This window comes from Rhizobium sp. FKL33, from assembly GCF_005222915.1.
In the GTDB taxonomy this organism is placed as follows: Bacteria; Pseudomonadota; Alphaproteobacteria; order Rhizobiales; family Rhizobiaceae; genus Rhizobium_E.
This window is the reverse complement of sequence record NZ_STFX01000026.1, coordinates 58051-75322: the sequence shown is the minus strand read 5'-3', so window position 1 is coordinate 75322 and position 17272 is coordinate 58051. Positions and strand designations below refer to the sequence as shown.

The 17272-nt window shown below is 60.9% G+C and carries 20 protein-coding genes; 14 read left to right on the top strand and 6 right to left on the bottom strand.

Annotated features, from left to right (window positions below):
* Positions 1-67: 67 nt before the first annotated feature.
* Positions 68-259, top strand: a complete 192-nt coding sequence (locus E8Q41_RS16940) for a hypothetical protein (RefSeq protein ID WP_137156739.1) — start codon at positions 68-70, stop codon at positions 257-259.
* A gap of 2 nt (positions 260-261) precedes the next feature.
* On the opposite strand, the gene E8Q41_RS16935 is transcribed toward E8Q41_RS16940, so the two are convergent.
* On the bottom strand, positions 262-927 hold the full coding sequence (locus tag E8Q41_RS16935) for a sulfite oxidase-like oxidoreductase (protein WP_137156738.1): 666 nt from the start codon (positions 925-927) through the stop codon (positions 262-264).
* A 192-nt stretch (positions 928-1119) separates the two neighbouring features.
* On the opposite strand from E8Q41_RS16935, the gene E8Q41_RS16930 reads away from it, so the two are divergent.
* From E8Q41_RS16930 to E8Q41_RS16910, 5 genes are all read left to right on the top strand, one after another.
* Positions 1120-1431, top strand: coding sequence for an SH3 domain-containing protein (locus E8Q41_RS16930; RefSeq protein WP_137156737.1), 312 nt, complete (start codon positions 1120-1122; stop codon positions 1429-1431).
* Between the two features lie 173 nt (positions 1432-1604).
* A complete protein-coding gene (locus tag E8Q41_RS16925; protein ID WP_137156736.1) occupies positions 1605-4301 on the top strand; it encodes an EAL domain-containing protein in 2697 nt (898 codons plus the stop codon).
* A 163-nt stretch (positions 4302-4464) separates the two neighbouring features.
* Positions 4465-5964, top strand: coding sequence for an ATP-binding protein (locus E8Q41_RS16920; protein ID WP_137156735.1), 1500 nt, complete (start codon positions 4465-4467; stop codon positions 5962-5964).
* Entirely contained in the window at positions 5961-6398 is a 438-nt protein-coding gene (locus E8Q41_RS16915; RefSeq protein WP_137156734.1) for a response regulator, read from the top strand. Before E8Q41_RS16920 ends, E8Q41_RS16915 begins: the two co-directional genes overlap by 4 nt.
* A gap of 13 nt (positions 6399-6411) precedes the next feature.
* Entirely contained in the window at positions 6412-7443 is a 1032-nt protein-coding gene (locus tag E8Q41_RS16910; RefSeq protein ID WP_137156733.1) for a histidine kinase dimerization/phosphoacceptor domain -containing protein, read from the top strand.
* A gap of 83 nt (positions 7444-7526) precedes the next feature.
* On the opposite strand, the gene E8Q41_RS16905 is transcribed toward E8Q41_RS16910, so the two are convergent.
* From E8Q41_RS16905 to E8Q41_RS16895, 3 genes are all read right to left on the bottom strand, one after another.
* Positions 7527-8093 (bottom strand): RNA polymerase sigma factor, encoded by a 567-nt coding sequence (locus tag E8Q41_RS16905; RefSeq protein ID WP_137156732.1) that lies wholly within the window; start codon positions 8091-8093, stop codon positions 7527-7529.
* Positions 8090-8299, bottom strand: a complete 210-nt coding sequence (locus E8Q41_RS16900; RefSeq protein ID WP_137156731.1) for a NepR family anti-sigma factor — start codon at positions 8297-8299, stop codon at positions 8090-8092. Before E8Q41_RS16900 ends, E8Q41_RS16905 begins: the two co-directional genes overlap by 4 nt.
* Positions 8300-8394: 95 nt before the next feature.
* The gene (locus tag E8Q41_RS16895; RefSeq protein WP_348640026.1) at positions 8395-9528 is read right to left on the bottom strand and encodes a PQQ-dependent sugar dehydrogenase; all 1134 of its coding nucleotides are present in this window, start codon (positions 9526-9528) and stop codon (positions 8395-8397) included.
* 444 nt (positions 9529-9972) lie between these two features.
* Here E8Q41_RS16895 and E8Q41_RS16890 point away from each other — a divergent pair, with 444 nt between their 5' ends.
* From E8Q41_RS16890 to E8Q41_RS16875, 4 genes are all read left to right on the top strand, one after another.
* On the top strand, positions 9973-10299 hold the full coding sequence (locus tag E8Q41_RS16890) for a DUF883 family protein (protein WP_137156730.1): 327 nt from the start codon (positions 9973-9975) through the stop codon (positions 10297-10299).
* Between the two features lie 2 nt (positions 10300-10301).
* A complete protein-coding gene (locus tag E8Q41_RS16885; protein WP_137156729.1) occupies positions 10302-10721 on the top strand; it encodes a hypothetical protein in 420 nt (139 codons plus the stop codon).
* Positions 10722-10827: 106 nt separating this feature from the next.
* Complete coding sequence (locus E8Q41_RS16880; RefSeq protein WP_137156728.1) at positions 10828-11634, top strand: response regulator; 807 nt, start codon at positions 10828-10830, stop codon at positions 11632-11634.
* A 91-nt stretch (positions 11635-11725) separates the two neighbouring features.
* Positions 11726-12733 (top strand): sensor histidine kinase, encoded by a 1008-nt coding sequence (locus tag E8Q41_RS16875; protein ID WP_137156727.1) that lies wholly within the window; start codon positions 11726-11728, stop codon positions 12731-12733.
* A 29-nt stretch (positions 12734-12762) separates the two neighbouring features.
* On the opposite strand, the gene E8Q41_RS16870 is transcribed toward E8Q41_RS16875, so the two are convergent.
* Positions 12763-13464, bottom strand: a complete 702-nt coding sequence (locus E8Q41_RS16870; RefSeq protein WP_246660227.1) for a Crp/Fnr family transcriptional regulator — start codon at positions 13462-13464, stop codon at positions 12763-12765.
* A 183-nt stretch (positions 13465-13647) separates the two neighbouring features.
* Here E8Q41_RS16870 and E8Q41_RS16865 point away from each other — a divergent pair, with 183 nt between their 5' ends.
* Positions 13648-14004: a hypothetical protein gene (locus E8Q41_RS16865; RefSeq protein WP_137156725.1), complete on the top strand. Its 357-nt coding sequence runs from the start codon at positions 13648-13650 to the stop codon at positions 14002-14004.
* A gap of 12 nt (positions 14005-14016) precedes the next feature.
* On the opposite strand, the gene E8Q41_RS16860 is transcribed toward E8Q41_RS16865, so the two are convergent.
* On the bottom strand, positions 14017-14475 hold the full coding sequence (locus E8Q41_RS16860; protein WP_137156724.1) for a YbaK/EbsC family protein: 459 nt from the start codon (positions 14473-14475) through the stop codon (positions 14017-14019).
* A 483-nt stretch (positions 14476-14958) separates the two neighbouring features.
* Between E8Q41_RS16860 and E8Q41_RS16855 the strand changes: the two genes are divergently transcribed.
* Genes E8Q41_RS16855 through cheY1 form a run of 3 tightly spaced genes read left to right on the top strand, consistent with a single transcriptional unit; the run spans position 14959 to position 17259 of the window.
* Entirely contained in the window at positions 14959-16560 is a 1602-nt protein-coding gene (locus tag E8Q41_RS16855) for a methyl-accepting chemotaxis protein (RefSeq protein ID WP_246660224.1), read from the top strand.
* Positions 16561-16603: 43 nt separating this feature from the next.
* The gene (locus tag E8Q41_RS16850) at positions 16604-16894 is read left to right on the top strand and encodes an STAS domain-containing protein (protein WP_137156723.1); all 291 of its coding nucleotides are present in this window, start codon (positions 16604-16606) and stop codon (positions 16892-16894) included.
* Positions 16894-17259, top strand: coding sequence for a chemotaxis response regulator CheY1 (gene cheY1, locus E8Q41_RS16845; protein ID WP_137156722.1), 366 nt, complete (start codon positions 16894-16896; stop codon positions 17257-17259). The genes E8Q41_RS16850 and cheY1 overlap by 1 nt, the downstream gene beginning before the upstream one ends.
* Positions 17260-17272: the final 13 nt, after the last annotated feature.

The window sequence follows — 17272 nt, the reverse complement described above, 5'->3', positions numbered from 1 at the left end:
CGGCGTCGCCGATCGGGTGAGCCGGCGTCTCGGGAAACGCGTAAGATGGTGAAAGTGGAGGTGTCCGATGACGCGCAAGATTTTGATGGGCGCAGGCCTGCTGATTGCCCTGATGGGGCTGATCTGGATGGGGCAGGGGAGTGGTGTTTTCCCCTATCCCGAGCAGAGTTTCATGGTGAATGACCGCAGCTGGATCTGGTGGGGCGGCGGCATGATCTTCGCCGGCCTCGGTCTGTTCGCCGCCGCCAGACGCGTCTGATTTCAATCGTCGGAATAGCGCTCTTCACGCCAGGGGTCGCCGCGCATGTGATAGCCGTTGCGCTCCCAGAATCCTGCTTTGTCGCCGGCGATGAGCTCAATGCGGTTCAGCCACTTCGCGCTTTTCCAGAAGTAGAGATGCGGCACGACCAGCCGCATCGGCCCGCCATGTTCTACGGTGATCGGTTCGCCTTGCCAATGCGTGGCGAGGATCGCGTCCTCGGCCGCGAAATCCTCCAGGGGCAGATTTGTCGTGTAGCCGTCATAGCTCGTCAGCATCACATGCGTTGCTTCGGGCTTGGGAGAGGCTGCGTCGAGGAGATCTTGGGTGAGCACGCCGCGCCAGTCGTTGTCGTAGCGCGACCAGGTCGTCACACAGTGAATGTCGCTGCGGCTTTCAGACTGGTCGAGCGCAAGAAAGCTCTTCCAAGACAGTGTGACCGGGCTTTCGACCAGACCGCGAATATCCAGCCGCCAATTGTCTGGGCGGATTTCCGGCTGTTGGCCGAGATCGAGCACCGGCCAGTTCTTGACGAGATGCTGGCCTGGCGGCAGGCGTTCGGCGTCGGGTCGCGAGATCCGTCCTGTCAAAAACTTGCCTTCCTCGGCCCAGCGACGCTTGGAGCGCGTCAGCTTGCTGTCGGCGGTGTCGTGATCGTCTGTCGTCATATCGGGCTCCCTTGGTGGCAGTGTCAGACAAAAGCTCACTCCGCGCAAGAGTTCCCGATCGGAGCCAGTGTTCTCGGGATCACGTCATCGTGAGCCGGTAAAATCGCGGAACCTTCCTGCCGTCGCCGCATTTCCTCAGCGAAGAATTCAGCTCAACCGCCTGAAAAACTCGGGCTTCTGGAGATAGGAAAAATGAAGATCCTGTCCGCGATCCTGCTTGCCGCCGCTATAGCCGCTCCGTCGGCGGCATTCGCCGAAGACATCGCTCTTGCCAAGAATTCCATGCGCCTCTATGGCGGTCCTTCGATGGATTTTCCCAGCATCGGGTTGATCGCCTGGGGGCAGGGACTGAAAGTCATCGGCTGTGAACGCGACACCGGCTGGTGCGAAGTCATCGCCGATGGTCAGCGCGGCTGGGTGCCGTCGGATACGATGAACTGGCCAGACCAAACCCGCGCCCCTGTTCTCGATCGGTCGACCCATGACTATCGACTGGTCCTCTGATCCCGTCGAGCGATGTTTCGTCCGATGCGTGCGGTAAAACTTAACCTTGTTTGACCTCATTCCGCGTCAGTGAAAATGTAGGAGGCCGTCGAAATCCCTTGTTAAGCCGCCAAAGATACACCTGTGTTCAAATGGGGCAAAATAACTGAACATTTGTAAGGGCGTAACGGGGAATGTCTGATGGGGCGGCGGATTCCACTCGGGGGCGAAGAAGGCTTCTCGGGTTCATATCTCTTCACTACGTGCCGGCGCTCGTGGCCATCGTTGCGATGGTGGGCATTCTGGTTTACGCTGATTGGCAGCATCAGTCCGCAGCCTATCAGGAAAAACGGCTCGCCTCTCTGGAACGCTTGAACCAGATCGCCGCCAAGCTCGAAAGCGACATCCAGGGCAATCTGCATCTGATGCGTGGTTTCGTCGCCACCATCGAAGCGCTGCCGGATATGCAACAGGCGCACTTTTCCCAAATCGCCGATCGGGTGATCAAGGACCAGTCTCAAATCCTCAACGTCGCCGCCGCCCCCGGCCTGGTGGTCCGCATGGTGCATCCCTATGCGCCGAACACCACCGTTCTCGGACTGGATTATATGAAAGCCCGCGCCCAGCGCGAGGCCGTGCTGATGGCCCGCGACAGCGGAGAACCCGTGATCACCGGGCCGGTCAAGCTCGTTCAGGGCGGCGAGGGCCTGATCATCAGACTCCCGGTTTTTGTTCCGCGGGAAAATGGCAAGCGTGAATTTTGGGGTGTTCTCTCCTCCGTCATCAGCCTCGAGGCGCTTTACAAACGCAGTGGGCTCATCGAGTTTGAAAGGAACGACCGCGTCTCCATCAGTTCGGACGCCAAGAACGGCCTGCCGCCGGAGCACTTTTTCGGTGACAAGGCGCTGACGGCTGGCGACACTGTCTCGGTGTCGCTGGATGTCGGGCGCGAAACATGGAAGATTTCGGCCGCGCCCAAATCCAGCTTCGGCCTGTCATTCGCCGACATCTGGATATTCCGGCTGCAATTGCTGATCGCCGAGGCGATCGTGGTTTTGCCGATGCTGTGGGCCGGTCGTCTGATGCAGGAGCGCCAGACAAATCTGGGCGTAATACAGGAGCGGGAAGAGGCGATGCGCCTTCTCTCCCATCGCCTACAGGTGGCCTTGGAAACATCGCAGATCGGCGTCTGGGAATATGATCCGACCGCCAATCTTCTGGTGTGGGACGAGCGCATGAAGGTCCTTTATGGCCTGCCGCCCGAAGCCCGCACGGCATCCTATCAAGATTGGAAAGACGCCCTGCATCCGGCGGATTTCGCGCAGGCGCAGCGGGAATTCACTGAAGCCGCCACCAATGGCGGCGAATATCGCAGCGAATTCCGCGTCGTCGGCAAAGACGGTTCGATCCGCTTCATCCGCGCCATCGGCAACGCCTATGTCGATGGCAAGGGGCGAAAGAAAATCGTTGGCGTCAACTGGGACGTCACCGAGGATATCCGGCTTCAGGCGGACCTCCGCCGCGCCAAGCGCCAGGCGGAAGACCAGCACCGCGAATTGGAAAGAGCCCATCTCCGGATGGAGAATGCGGCGTTGCACGATGCGTTGACCGGTCTGCCGAACCGGCGCTATCTCGACCAGCTTCTCGCCGATATCGAAGCCGCTCCGGGCGAAGCGGATGTCACCGTCCTCCATATCGATCTCGACCGCTTCAAGGATATCAACGACACGCTCGGCCACGCCGCTGGCGACGTCATCCTCAAGCACGCCGCCCAGGCGCTCAAGCTCAACGTGCGCGGCAGCGATTTCGTCGCCCGCATCGGCGGCGATGAATTTGTCGTGGTGTCGCGGATGCCGGGCTCCGTCGAGGAGCATTCCGACATGGCGAGCCGGCTGGTCGAAGCGCTAAGCAAGTCGGTCGATTACGAGGGGCACGAATGTCGTGTCGGCGCAAGCATCGGTATCGCCTCGCGCACCGACGCCTCCGAGCCCGTCGAGCAACTGCTCGTCGACGCCGATATCGCGCTGTATGAGGCCAAGCGGCGCGGCCGCAATCGCGTCGAACGCTTCAATGAGACGTTGCGTCTCAACGCCGTCAACACCAAGAAGACCGCCGACGATATTCTCCGCGGGCTGGAGCAGAACGAGTTCGTGTCCTTCTTCCAGCCGCAGTTCGACGCCGCGACGCTGGAAGTGGTGGGGCTCGAGGCGCTGGCGCGCTGGGATCATCCGGTCAAGGGCCTGCTCGGCGCAGACACCTTCCTGAAGATCGCCGAAAATCTCAAGGTTCTCGCCGCCATCGACGAGATCATTCTCAACCAGGCTCTGATGCAGCTCAACCGGCTGAAACTGGCGGGGATGCCGGTTCAGAAAGTCTCGGTCAACATCTCCGCCCAGCGTCTGCGCGAGGAAGGCCTTATCGAACGGTTGGAGGCGCTGCCGATCCTGCCGGGAACGCTGTCCTTCGAATTGCTGGAATCCACCTCTTTCGACGGCCATGACGGCGAACTGGTGCCGCAGATCGAAAAGATCCGCGCATTGGGTATCGACATCGAGATCGACGATTTCGGCACCGGCTATGCCTCCATCGTCACGCTCCTCAAGTTGACGCCGCGCCGGCTCAAGATCGACCGGCAGCTCATCCAGCCCATCGTGGAATCCAAGGCGCAGCAGCAATTGGTGCGGTCGATCATCGATATCGGCCGTTCGCGTGGCATCGAAATTGTCGCCGAAGGCGTCGAAACCATGCAGCACGCCGAAATCCTCCGTGACCTCGGTTGCCACTACCTTCAAGGCTATGCGCTGGCGCGTCCGATGAGCCCTGCCGATCTTCTCCCCTTCCTCAAGGCGCGGAGCTGGATGCCTCAGCCGCGCCTCGACAATGTCGGCTGATTTTTTCGCCGATCCTCGGAACCTTCCGGTCGCGCGCGCGTTGATTGCGGTCGACACGGGCAAGGCGCGAGAGGGACATATGGTTTTGGCAAAGGCTGCGGCAGTCGCCCATGGGGTGCTGGCGAACAGGTTGGCGTTAGTGCTGCGCGGGAGCGGCGTCTGAATGTCCGACCAACAGCAGTCGCTGATCAGATCGACTTTCGTCGCGCTGGTCGTAAGCGCCCTGATCTTGGTCGGCATCGTCTCAGGGATCATTTATCTCGTCTATAAGACGCAGGATTACGTCGCCGGCGCGGCCGAGGCGCGCCGCGTGCGCAGCGCTGCGGCGGACCTTCTTCTCGTTCTGCAGGATTCCGAAAGCGGCCAGCGCGGCTTCCTGTTGACCATGGAGCCGACCTTCCTCAAGCCGTATCGCGACTCCATCGACGAAATCTCTCGCCGGGAAGATGCTCTGGAGACCGCGATCGCCGGCAGCCGCTTTTCCGAGATCGAAGTGGAGCCGCTTCGCCAGGTTATCGCGCGAAAGATCACCGAACTGAAGACGACGTTGTCGCTCGCCCAGTCCGACCGGCGCGATCAGGCAATGGAGATCGTGAAGAACCAGGTCGGGCTGGCCCTGATGAACGACATCCGCGGCACGCTTTCGGGCGTCATCGCCGAAGCAGACCGCCAGATCGCAGGTCAGTTGCAGAGCCATCTCAGCCTGGCCGCGGGCCTTCGGATGGTGACGATCGCAGGCGCGATCGCGGTCCTTGCAGTTTTCGTCATCGTCTTCCTGATCATTCGCCGCTACGTCCACGAAATCCTTGCAGCGCGGCGTGAACTGGAGGGCCTGAACGCCGGACTCGAACAGCGCGTGCGCGAACGGACAGAGGATTTGATCCAGGCGAACCAGGAGATCCAGCGGTTCGCCTATATCGTCACCCATGATCTCCGCGCCCCTCTGGTGAACATCATGGGCTTCACCAGCGAACTCGATAATGCGCTGAAGACCATTCAAGCCTATTTCAAGAGCGAGACAGGCGCCGCCGGCGCCGAGGCTGTTCGCACCGAGACCGTCTTGGCGGTCGAGGAAGATCTGCCCGAGGCGATCGGCTTCATCAGGTCCTCGACCCGCAAGATGGACGAGCTGATCAACGCCATCCTGAAGATCTCACGCGACGGACGCCGGCAATTGAAGCCGGAGCGGATCGACCTCGCCGAACTGATCCAGCACAACACCGACGCCATTCAGCATCAGGTGCTCGAAGCCAATGGCGAGGTCACGATCAAGGTCGATGTGAAGACGATCATCACCGACCGCTTTTCGCTCGAACAGGCGCTCGGCAATCTTCTCGACAACGCGGTGAAATACAGGGAGCCGGAGCGGCCGCTGCGGCTGTCTGTGCGCGCTTTTCGCGTCAACGCCTTCACCGTCGGCATCGGTGTGACCGACAATGGCCGCGGCATTGCGCCTGAGGATCACGAACGCGTCTTCGAATTGTTTCGCCGCTCGGGCGTTCAGGACAAGCCGGGCGAGGGGATCGGCCTTGCGCATGTCCGCTCGCTCGTACGCAATATGGGCGGCGACATCCAGTTGAAATCGGAACGGGGCAAGGGCTCGACATTCATGATCCGGATGCCTTCGGATCTCAGTCGTTTTGTAGGGAGTAGCAGCGAATGATGGCGGCAGGCAAAGAAGTGACGATCGTCATGGTCGAAGATGATGAGGGCCATGCGCGCCTCATCGAGAAGAATGTTCGCCGCGCCGGCGTCAACAATCAGATCGTGCCCTTTGCGAACGGCAATTCAGCGCTTGATTTCATTCTCGGCGAAGATCGTTCGGGCCTGGTGAGCGAAGGTCGCTACCTGCTGATTTTACTGGACCTCAATCTGCCGGATATGTCGGGAATCGATATTCTCGAAAAGGTGAAGGCCAATGCGCACACCAAGCGTCTGCCGGTGATCATCCTCACCACCACGGATGACGAGCGGGAAATTCAGCGTTGCTATGATCTCGGCGCCAATGTCTATATCACCAAGCCGGTGGATTACGACAGCTTCGCCCATGCCATCCGGCAATTGGGGCTGTTCTTCTCCGTGATGCAAATTCCCTGAAAGCGACGCGGCGATGGCGAAAAAGATTCTCTATATCGACGACGACTATGCTCTTTTCCGCCTCGCCCAGAAGTCGCTCGGCCGCCTGGGATACGAAGCCGAGCACGCTCAGGATGCGGGGGAGGGCCTCGAGCGCCTGGCGCAGGGCGGATTCGACGCGATCGTTCTCGATCACTATCTGCAGGGATCGACGGGTCTCGACCTCATGCGTCGTCTCGACGAGCAGGGCGTGGCGCTCCCGGTCGTCTATGTCACGGGATCGAGCGACGCCACGATCGCCGTCGACGCGCTGAAAGCCGGCGCCGCCGATTATGTCATCAAGACGGTCGGCGAGGATTTCTGGCCGCTGCTCGGCAATGCGCTGCAACAGGCGATCGAGAATGCCGAGCTTCGGGCCGCCCGCGAACAGGCTGAACAGGAGATCCGGCACGGCAAGGAACGGGCGGAGATCCTGCTCGCCGAAGTCAATCACCGTGTCGCCAACAGTTTGGCGCTCGTCGCCGCGCTCATCCGCCTCCAGGTGTCCGCCAGCGAAAGTGACGAAGTCCGACATGCGCTGTCCGAAACACAGGCGCGGATTTCCGCCATCGCCGGAATGCATCGAAGCCTCTATACGTCAGACGATGTCCGCGAAGTCGAAATGAGCCGTTACCTCTCCACCCTGATTTCCGAACTCGCGGAGACCATGGCCAAGGATCGGCGCAAGTCGAATATCCGTTCGCATTTCGAGAGCATCATATTCCCCTCCGACCGCGCGGTGTCGACAGGCATGATCGTCACCGAACTCCTGACCAACGCGATCAAATATGCTTATCCGGACGACGAGGACGGTGAGATCCGCGTCGAACTCACGAAGCTCAACGACAGCGAAGCGCTTCTGGTCGTGGAAGACGACGGACGCGGCATCGAAGTCTCGCAGCCCGCCCAGGGCACCGGCCTCGGCTCCCGGATCGTCGCTTCCATGGCTCGCGCCGTCGGCGGCGGCATCCGCTATGTGCCGCGTGAACGGGGCACTCGGGCCGAAGTCAATCTCACGATTTCCTGACTGACCCTCTCCACCATCGCCGGGCATGAAAAAGCCGCCAGCCGAAAGGCTGGCGGCGCAATTCTTAGTTTGTCGCGGACAGTTCAGCCGACGAAAGTGCGGCCTGTCACGGCGAGCGCTCTGGAATCCGGTCCATATTCACGGTCACCTTCGACCGCAAGCAATTCGGCCAGTCGGTTCCGGGCGCGGTTGACGCGACTCTTGATGGTGCCGATCGCGCACTGGCAGATTTCAGCGGCTTCTTCATAGGAGAAACCGGAAGCGCCGATCAGGATGATCGCTTCGCGCTGGTCGTCGGGCAGTTTTTCCAGCGCAGCCTTGAAGTCCTGCAGGTCGAGAGCGCCATACTGACCGGGATGGGTCGACAGTTGCTCGGTGTAGAAGCCGTCGGAATCCTGGATCTCGCGGCCGCTCTTGCGGATCTGGCTGTAGAACTCGTTGCGAAGGATGGTGAAAAGCCAGGCCTTCATATTGGTGCCGGGTTCGAAAGAGCTCTTCTTCGCCCAGGCCTTCATGATCGTGTCCTGAACGAGGTCGTCGGCGCGATCGTGGCGACCGGTGAGAGAAACGCCGAATGCACGCAAGCTGCCGAGGCAGGCGAGCATCGTACGCTTGAAATCTCTCTCGATGCTGTCTTCGTCTTGCGTCATGTTCCGCTTTCCTCGGTCAGGATGGACTGCTTCTTGCCGGCGTGCAGGCGCTCGGCCTGATCCAACTGCTCCAGCAGATCGAGAAAACGGGGCGGAATGGCTTCATCTTGCAGGGAGTCGTAATATTCCTTGAGTTTCTTCGGAATCTCCCCGAACGGGCCCGGCACGCCGGGATCCCCGATTCTGTTCGTTTCATCATTATTCATTTGTGCGGGCTCGCATTGTTGCGCTGAAGATCTTCGCGGGAACGTTCGGCGTTTGAGTTGGTTCCATAGGGCTGGAAATTTTATATGCTGTCGCTTCATTTGGGCTCCAGACGCCTGAGGCGTCCTTCGGTATCGTCTTCTATGACCCACACATATCCGTCCGGATCGACCGCGACATCGCGTATGCGCGCTTCCATGTCCCATCGATCCGCTTCATGCGCCGCGCCGCCGTCGCCGAAGGTTATCCGGCTGAGGCTCATCCCGGCAAGCCCGCCGATCAGCGCGGAACCCTTCCAGTCGGAAAAACGCCCGCCAGTGTAGAAGGTGAGCCCGGCGGGCGCGATGACCGGGGTCCAGTAGACCGCAGGGGCGGCGAGGTCGGGTCGTGTCGAATGTCGGGGTATCCCCGCCCCGCTATACTGGTCGCCGTTCGACACCAGCGGCCAGCCGTAATTCAAGCCCGGCTTGATGTGGTTGAGTTCGTCGCCGCCGCGCGGGCCCATTTCATGCGCCCAAAGCTCTCCATCGGGGGCAAAAGCCAGACCGTAGGGGTTGCGGTGGCCATAGCTCCAGATCTCGGGTCGCGCCTGTTTGCGGGTCTCGAAGGGATTGCCAGGCGCAGGCGCGCCATCGAGGGTCAGCCTGATGATGCTTCCCTGAGGGGTTGAGAGATCCTGCGCGCGTTTCGGTCGCATGCGGTCGCCGACCGTCAGGAAGATATGTCGGCCGTCGGGGGCAAAGGCGATCACGCCGCCCGGCTGTCCGCCGCCTTCGATCGCCTCATCCCGCCAGATGACCTTCAGGTCTGTAAGCGACGCTTTGCTCTCACTGCGGGTAAGGGTCGCCCGCGCCAACGCCAGCGCCCCGCTTTCCGAATTTGGCTCGACATAGGTCAGGTAGACCAGGCCAGAGGCTTTGAAGTCGGGGGCGGGCGCGATGTCGAGCAGGCCGAGCTGCCCGCCATAGACAACATCAGGCGCGCCTTCGACGGGTTGTTTGTCGCCCTTGGTGCTGACGAGCCAGATCCGGCCGCCTTTCTCCGTCACCAGCATTTCATCGTCGTCGAGAAAGGCCAGCGCCCACGGCGTATCGAAGACGGCGATGTCCCAGGCGGAGAAGGGCAGGGCGCCCGAGGCGTTGTTCTCGCCGGCATTTTCCGAGGCAATCGCAGTTGCCGCGGACATGAGGACGGCAGTGGCGCCGGCGAACAGCTTTGTCATGGCAAGCATCGTCATCTCCTCTTTCACATCTCTTACGTTCGTTGGCCGCGCCGGGACGACCGGCGGAAACACCATGAGCGTAGCTGCATATGGGGAGGCCGGCAGCCGAGGTGAAGTGAACCCTCGGTTGATTGCGCAAGGGGACGATGCTTGCTGTGTTCGACCAGCAAAAACTGAAAGAATCGAGAGTTCGGCCATGTTGCCGGAACCAAATCCTACACCCAGCGTTATGCCGGTGTCGAATGCGGAGCCCCCTCCTCCTCATTCGGAAGCTGGCGCCGGATCCGCCCCTTCATCCCCCCGAAGGCGCCAGACGCGTAAAGGAGAGAACCCTTCCTCCCGCCGGAATGGTTCTCTCCTTCTTATTTTGCGGAACCTTTCTCGCCTCCGTGCATTTTCCGGAGCAGGAGCGGCCAAGGCCGCGCGGTTCTTGAGAAGTGAAGGGATGACAACATGGCTTTTTCCGATGCGAATGAGAAAAATGCGCCGACCGTCGAAGATCTCGAAGCGCAGATCGGCGATCTCAAGCGCGACATCGCCGAACTGACCAAAAGCCTCGCCGCTTTCGGAGCCGCCAAGGCGGAAACCTACCGTGACGGCGCCGAGCGGATCGCCGCCGACGCTGCGGCCGCATCGCGTCGCGCCTTCAATGACGCCCGCGAAGAAGCCTATTCCTTCGGCCGCGATGTGGAGGATGAAATACGCGCCCGCCCTTTTCAAGCGGTGGGCCTGGCGCTGGGTCTCGGTTATCTCGCGGCTCTGATAACCCGCAGGGGCTGAGCATGCAGCAATTCATCACGCTGGCGGGACGCAATCTGGCGGATGGCGCAAGCCGGGCCGCCGCGCGCGTCGGGCTCTATCTGGCGTTCACGATCATCCTGGCCGCAGGTCTGTCCTTTCTGCTCGTCGCGGCCTCTATCGCCATTGCCGACCTATACGGCGTGGTAATCGGCTGGCTGTTCGCGGGATCGGTGCTGATCGCGGTCTCCGTCATCGGCTTGCTGGCGATCACGGTTCGCCGTCGGCGGGTCGTGGTCCGGCGGGCGCCGGTGCGTCCCGTTTCGGAGGTGGACCTCGCCCTTGGTCTGATGCCCGGCCTCATGCGTACAAGCCCATGGGCTGTGCTCGCGGTGTGCGCCGCAGGCGCATTTTTCGCGGCGCGCAGCGTGCATGGCTCCAAACGGCCGGCGGACCGGCGCTAAAACCGATATATAAAAATATCTGCGACGGCTAAAAGTCGTGGAACCTTTCGCTTATCTTCGCATTTACCAGCGCGTCAGCAGAATCCAAGAAGGGGAGAATATCTGAATGACCTTGACCGAGCGCGTGGCCGCCCATTTGCCGTTCCTGCGCCGTTACTCGCGCGCGATCACGGGGTCCCAGACCTCTGGCGACGCTTTCGTCGTCGCGACGCTCGAGGCGCTGATCGCTGATCTCAGCATATTCCCGGAAGCGTCCTCCGACCGCGTGGCGCTGTACAAGCTCTTCGTTCGGATTCTGAAATCGGCCCAGGTCGACGTGCCGCTGGCCGTTTCGCCCTTCGCCTGGGAGAAGAAGGCGGTCGCCAATCTCTCCGCCGTGCCGACGCAGGCCCGGCACGCGTTCCTGCTGGTGTCCGTGGAAGGCTTTTCCTTCTCCGAAGCCGCCGAAATTCTCGCTGTCGGCATCGAGGACGTGAAGCGCCTGATCGATGAGGCGACCCAGGAAATCTCGCGTCAGATCACCACGGAAATCATGATCATCGAGGACGAGCCTTTGATCGCGCTCGATATCGAGCATATCGTTCTCGATCTCGGTCACAGCGTCAGCGGCATCGCACGCACCCATTCCGAGGCGCTGGATCTCTATCGCCGCAGCAATCCGGGCATGATTCTCGCTGACATTCATCTCGCCGATGGCAGCTCTGGCATCGACGCGATCAACGACATTCTCAAGGTCGCCAGCGTGCCGGTGATTTTCATCACGGCGTTCCCGGAGCGGCTTCTGACGGGCGAACGGGCCGAGCCTACGTTCCTTGTCACCAAGCCTTACAATCCGGACATGTTGAAGGCATTGATCAGCCAGGCGCTTTTCTTCAATGAAGGCGAAAAGGCGTATCAGGCGATGTCTGCCTGATAGGTCTCAACAGCTGTAGCAGGCATAGCGCGGCGCGCGAATAGACGTAATCTGTCTTTTCGCCGCCGGCGCGTAATTTCGAGGTGTGAAGGTGCGGCGATTCCTTTGGCATGCCAAGGATCTCAACGATGGAGAGCTTGGCCCGTTCTTCATTACGGCCTTGCTCGACATGAACGCCAGCCTTATCCTGCAGGACCGCGATTTCAATTATCTCTGCGTCACGGGTCTTCCCGACAACTGGGGCCTGAAACAGTCCGATGCGCCCGATGATCGCTCTGTGTTCGGGGCCGAGATCGGCGGTCGCTTGACGGACGCCAAGTCGCGCGCGCTCGAGACCCGTCAAACGGAAATTCTCGAAGTGACGCTGGAAAACGGCGGCGTTTTCGAGTTTCGCGTCCTGGCGTTCAGCGGCCATGGCGGGCAGATTCAGTTCATCACCACGATCATCGATCGCGGCGAGGATCGGCGTCGCGAAAAGGTTCTGCAATCGCTGCTGCGGGACGTGAGCCACCGGTCCAAAAACCTCCTGGCGATCATCCAGAGCATCGTTACGCAGACCTCGCAATATACCGATTCCATCGAAGCCTATGTGCAGAAGCTGAGAGGGCGGATTTTTTCTCTGTCCCGGTCGCAGGATCTTGTCACGGACTCAGGATGGCGCGGCGCCTTTGCCCATGAACTGCTCGAGCAGCAGGTCTCGGCCTATATTCCCAATGGCCAGCAACTGATTGTCTTCGAAGGGGAAAACCTGCTTCTGTCGCCGAATGTGACCATGCATCTCGGCCTCGCCTTCCATGAGTTGCTGATCAACGCCATCAATTTCGGCAGTTTCCTGCCGGCCGGTCAGACGATCGTCGTGACCATCGCCATGCAGGAGCGCGACGGACGCGACTTCGTCAGCGTATCCTGGCGCGAACCGCTGGATCCGGCTCACCGCAGGGCCGGCCAGGACGCCGGCATACCGGTTCGGCGTCTAGGAACGGCGATATTGGAGCGTGTGGTTCCCGCTTCCGTCAACGGCAGGGCGGAATATAGCGTCTCGCAAAGCGAGGTGCGCTATGGCCTCGTCTTTCCGGCGGACGCGCGCAAGGCCGCTTGAAGGTCCATCTATTGAACCCGGTCGGTGCCTCAGATGAAGGGGCGGCGCCGAGGAACGGGAGGACTCCAGTCCGCGATCCTGGCCAGATCGGCTTCGTTCAGCACCTCGCAACCACGCTCCAGCCAGCGGATCACGCCGCGTTCGGCCAGTTTGCGCAGCGTCTTGTTGGTGTGCACGATCGATAGGCCCAGCGTGTCGGCGACATGCTGCTGGGTGACCGGGAGATTGATAAGCCTGGTGTCGGCGAGACCCGATTCACGCGCTTTGTGCGCAAGGAAGGCGAGGAGATAGGCGGCGCGTTCGATGGCGCTGCGCCGGCCAATGCTGAGGAGATGTTCGTCGAGAATCCGCTCTTCGCGCGCCGCGATCCAGGTCAGGTCGAACGCCAGTCCGGGATGGTCGCGAAACAGCGTCCCCAACCGCTCCCGTTCGAAGACGCAGAGTTCCAGAGGCGACAGAGCTTCCACAGAGTGCTGCATTTCTCCCATCAGGGTGCCCTGAAGGCCGAGCAGGTCGCCGGTCGAGACATAGTTCAGCACCTGTCGGCGGCCGTCCTCCAGGATTTTGTATCGGAAACCCCATCCCGACAGCACCGTGTAGAGGTGAGGGCTGTGCGAGCCTTCGCTGAGGACTGTGGCTCCGGGTTCGATCGACATCTGCCCGCTTTTGAATTCCGACACGAATTCGAGTTCGGGGGGCGAAAACTCCCGGAACGTCTCAAGATTCCTGATCCAGCAGTTTTCGCAGTCATGCCGCACTGCGCGGCGAGATGATGACTCCACCCGGTCTTCTCCGTAGAACGCAGCATGACAATGCGGAGGGGCCGTAAATGTTCCGGACATGTCAAAGTTAAATGACGCCTGCACCCCAAATCAGTTGATTGCGCGGCAAGGAAACCGGGTTCGGAGAGTGATGTGCGTATTCTCGTTGTGCAAAAGGAATATCTGATCGCTCTCGACGTGAAGGAGGCGCTTTCGGGTCTGTTGCCGGGATATGTCGAAACGGCCTCGCTGATCGATTTGGGCGCGCAACTGCGGGGGCAATCGTGGGATCTCGTGCTTCTCGACACCGGCGACACGCCGGAGACGGATCGACGCAACGCCTCGGCGGTGCTCGCTTCGGGATCGGCGCTGGTGTTCCTGACCGGCCATGTGGATTTCGCTGACGGCGTGCCCGGCTTTCAGGAGTGGCCGGTGCTGGTGAAACCCTTCATCGAAGGGCAGTTGCTCGACGCCGTCCTGAGAGGCCTGGCGCTCGCCGGCAAAAGCTGAAGCCTTCCGGCGTCACTGGCAGACGTCCACCCATTCCGCCCCGACCAGATCCGCCATGCGTTCGGGCGCGATCCTGACGGCGGCGTGAATGTCTCCTGCAGCCGGAACGACCTCGGGATAATCGCGCAGCGACACGTCGCAGAACACGCGGATCGGCCTCGGCAGGCCGAATGGGCAGACCCCGCCCACCGGATGGCTCGTCTCAGTCTCCACCTCGTCGAGGCCGAGCATGCGCGGCTTGGTCGCGAACTGCGCCTTGAACTTCTTGTTGTCGAGCCGCGCCGTGCCCTTTGCGACCAGCAGGATGGTCTCCTCGCCGATCTTGATCGCCAGCGTCTTGGCGATCTGTCCAGGCTCGACCCCATGCGCCGCGGCGGCGAGATCGACGGTCGCAGTGCTGACGGAGAGTTCGATGACGTCGATGTCAGGCGCATTGTCGCGGAAGAACTGTTTGACGCTGTCGAGGCTCATGCGCTGTCCAGGGAGATGAATGCTTCGAACAATCATAGAAGCGTGGCTGCGGCTGGCAAGCCCGTTTCGCGTCTCCAAGAAAGTTAACAGCCATTACCGCCGAGGTCGTGCAAGCAACCACTGGTCTCAGGTCCATCCGGTCCACGCGAGAATCTTTGTTTGTCAGCGATGATTTGCCGGCTTGTTCGGATAAAGATCGTAATTCGCCGAGCTCCTATTTTAGGAAAAATGCGTGTTCGTTTGCGGCGTTAACCTTCAGGCAAGGAATTAACCATAAACATTTCACTTACGCCGGAATGGGATCGCTGCGCGGTCCAATAGGCATGAAGCCGCTTCGCCGTGCCGGTATCAAGCCCGGATCTAACGAATTCATTTTTTCAGATCGTGCTGTGCGCGGCGAGGGGCGGATCCTTATCCGGCGTCGCGCGAAACAGGCCGTGTCAGCCCGTCGGCTGGCGTCGCGCGTTTGGACGGGGACTAGAAGTGGTGGACGGGGCTGCAACAGCGGATCGGGAAAGACGCGAGGGCGGAAGCCTTGGCGGTCGCCTGCGTTTCGCAGGGCTTGCCGCCGAAGAGGCCGCACTTCTGCGCGAGCGCCGCAATGACCTGCTTCCCCATGTTAAAAATGGTCTGCGCGACCTCTTCCAGCGCTATCAGACGTTCCCGGATGCTGCGCGTCAGTTCCAGAGCGAAGGACAGATTGATCGTCTCCACGATCTCTGCCAGTCGCATTGGGATGTGTTGACCGACGCGCGTTTCGACAGTCTTTACGCCGAGCGTGTGAAAGTCCTGTCGGACACCGAGACCCGGGGCGGGCTCGATCCTCGCTGGCGCATCGCTGGCCAGGCGGTGGTTCTCGAGCATCTGGTCGCCGGAGTCTTGCGCGAAAGCTGGCCGAAAAGCTGGTTCGGCGGCGCCCGGAAACGTGAGGAAACGCTGCGGCTGATTTCCGCGCTTATCCGCGCCGTCATGGTCGATCTCGAAATTTCGACGTCTTTGCGTTTCAACGAGACCCGGCTGAGCCATCAGAAGGAACTCGCGGTCAAGGATGCCGCCCGACGCGGCGAAGCGCGGGCCATGATCGGCGAGATCGCCGAGCGGCTCACAGCCAAGGACTTTTCCCAACCGGTCGGCGCGGAAGCTCCCGAGGACTATCGGGACCTTGTCGAAAGCCTGAACGGCGCGCTCAAGGTCATCAGCGACGAGTTGCGTCAGTCCTCCGAAACGGCGGAACGGGCGCGAGACGGTGCAAGCCGCATCGCGCTGTCCGCCTCCTCCCTGGCGACGGGAAGCGATCAGGCGGCCAATCGTCTGGGCGAGGTCGCCTCCGACGTCGCCACCCTCGCAACGAAGGTGTCCGCCGCGGCGAACCGCGCGGGTCTTGCCGAAGGGGCCTCCGGCAAGGCGCGCGACGCGGTGATAGAAAGCGGCAAGATCGTCGGCCAGGCGATCGACGCCATGGCGGATATCGAAAGTTCCGCCGAAAAGATCGGCCAGATCATCGGCGTCATCGACGACATCGCCTTCCAGACCAATCTTCTTGCCCTAAACGCCGGCATCGAAGCCGCGCGGGCGGGCGACAGCGGACGCGGTTTTGCAGTCGTCGCCCAGGAAGTCCGGGGCCTCGCGCAGAGATCGGCGGACGCCGCCCGCGAGATCAAGGATCTCGTCACCGGCACCAAGGCGCAGGTCGACAGCGGCGTGGCCATGGTCAACCGCACGCAAGGCGCGATCGGCGAAATCGCCACACAGGTCACTGAAATCAACACGACGATATCCCAGCTGGCGCGCGACACGGGCGAATGCGCCTCCGAAGTATCGAGCCTTGCAGAAGCGGCCAATTCGATTGGCCGGATGCTCAATGAAACTTCTCTTGCTGCGACGGGCGCGTGTGAACACTCCGATAACCTTAAGGCGGTAATAGTAGAGCTTGGCGACACGATCAGGGCGTTCAGGCTCGGCCAATTCGACAATGGCCGCGCCGCGGGACCTTCCCGACGGACAGGTAGCGATCAGATCGTTTCGCCCGTGACGGACACCGGACCAACGGCATTTACATTGCTGGACGAAAGGGTGGCGTCATGACGCATGAACGGGGACCTGAAATCAAAGCGACGGGAAAGACCCAATGAGTGGCAAAGCAATGAAGAAACTCAGTCTGGAGAAGATCCTCGATCTGAACGAGGCCTCCGCCCTGCACGGCAAGCTGATGTCGATGCGCGGCAGCGACCTCGCGATTGATGGATCTGCGGTGGAGCGTTGCGGCGCCCTCTGCATCCAGGTGCTGATGTCGGCATCCAAAACCTGGGAACAGGAAAAGCTCTCGTTCAAGTTCTCGAAAATATCCGATGCGCTCGCCAAGACGATGCAGCTCATCGGCGTCAATCACGAAATGATGCTCGCAAAGGAGAGCAAGTAATGAAGAAACGCGTTCTCACGGTGGACGACTCCAGAACCATCCGAAACATGCTTCTGGTCACTCTCAACAATGCCGGCTTCGAAACCATCCAGGCCGAAGACGGCGTTGAAGGGCTCGAAGTTCTCGAAACCTGCAATCCCGACGTGATCGTCACGGATATCAACATGCCCCGTCTCGATGGCTTCGGCTTTATCGAAGGCGTGCGCAAGAACGACAAATACCGCGCAATCCCGATCCTGGTCCTGACCACGGAAAGCGACGCGGAGAAGAAGAACCGCGCCCGCCAGGCCGGCGCGACGGGCTGGATCGTGAAACCGTTCGACCCGACGAAACTGATCGATGCCATCGAGCGCGTAACCGCTTAACGGGAACAATCCT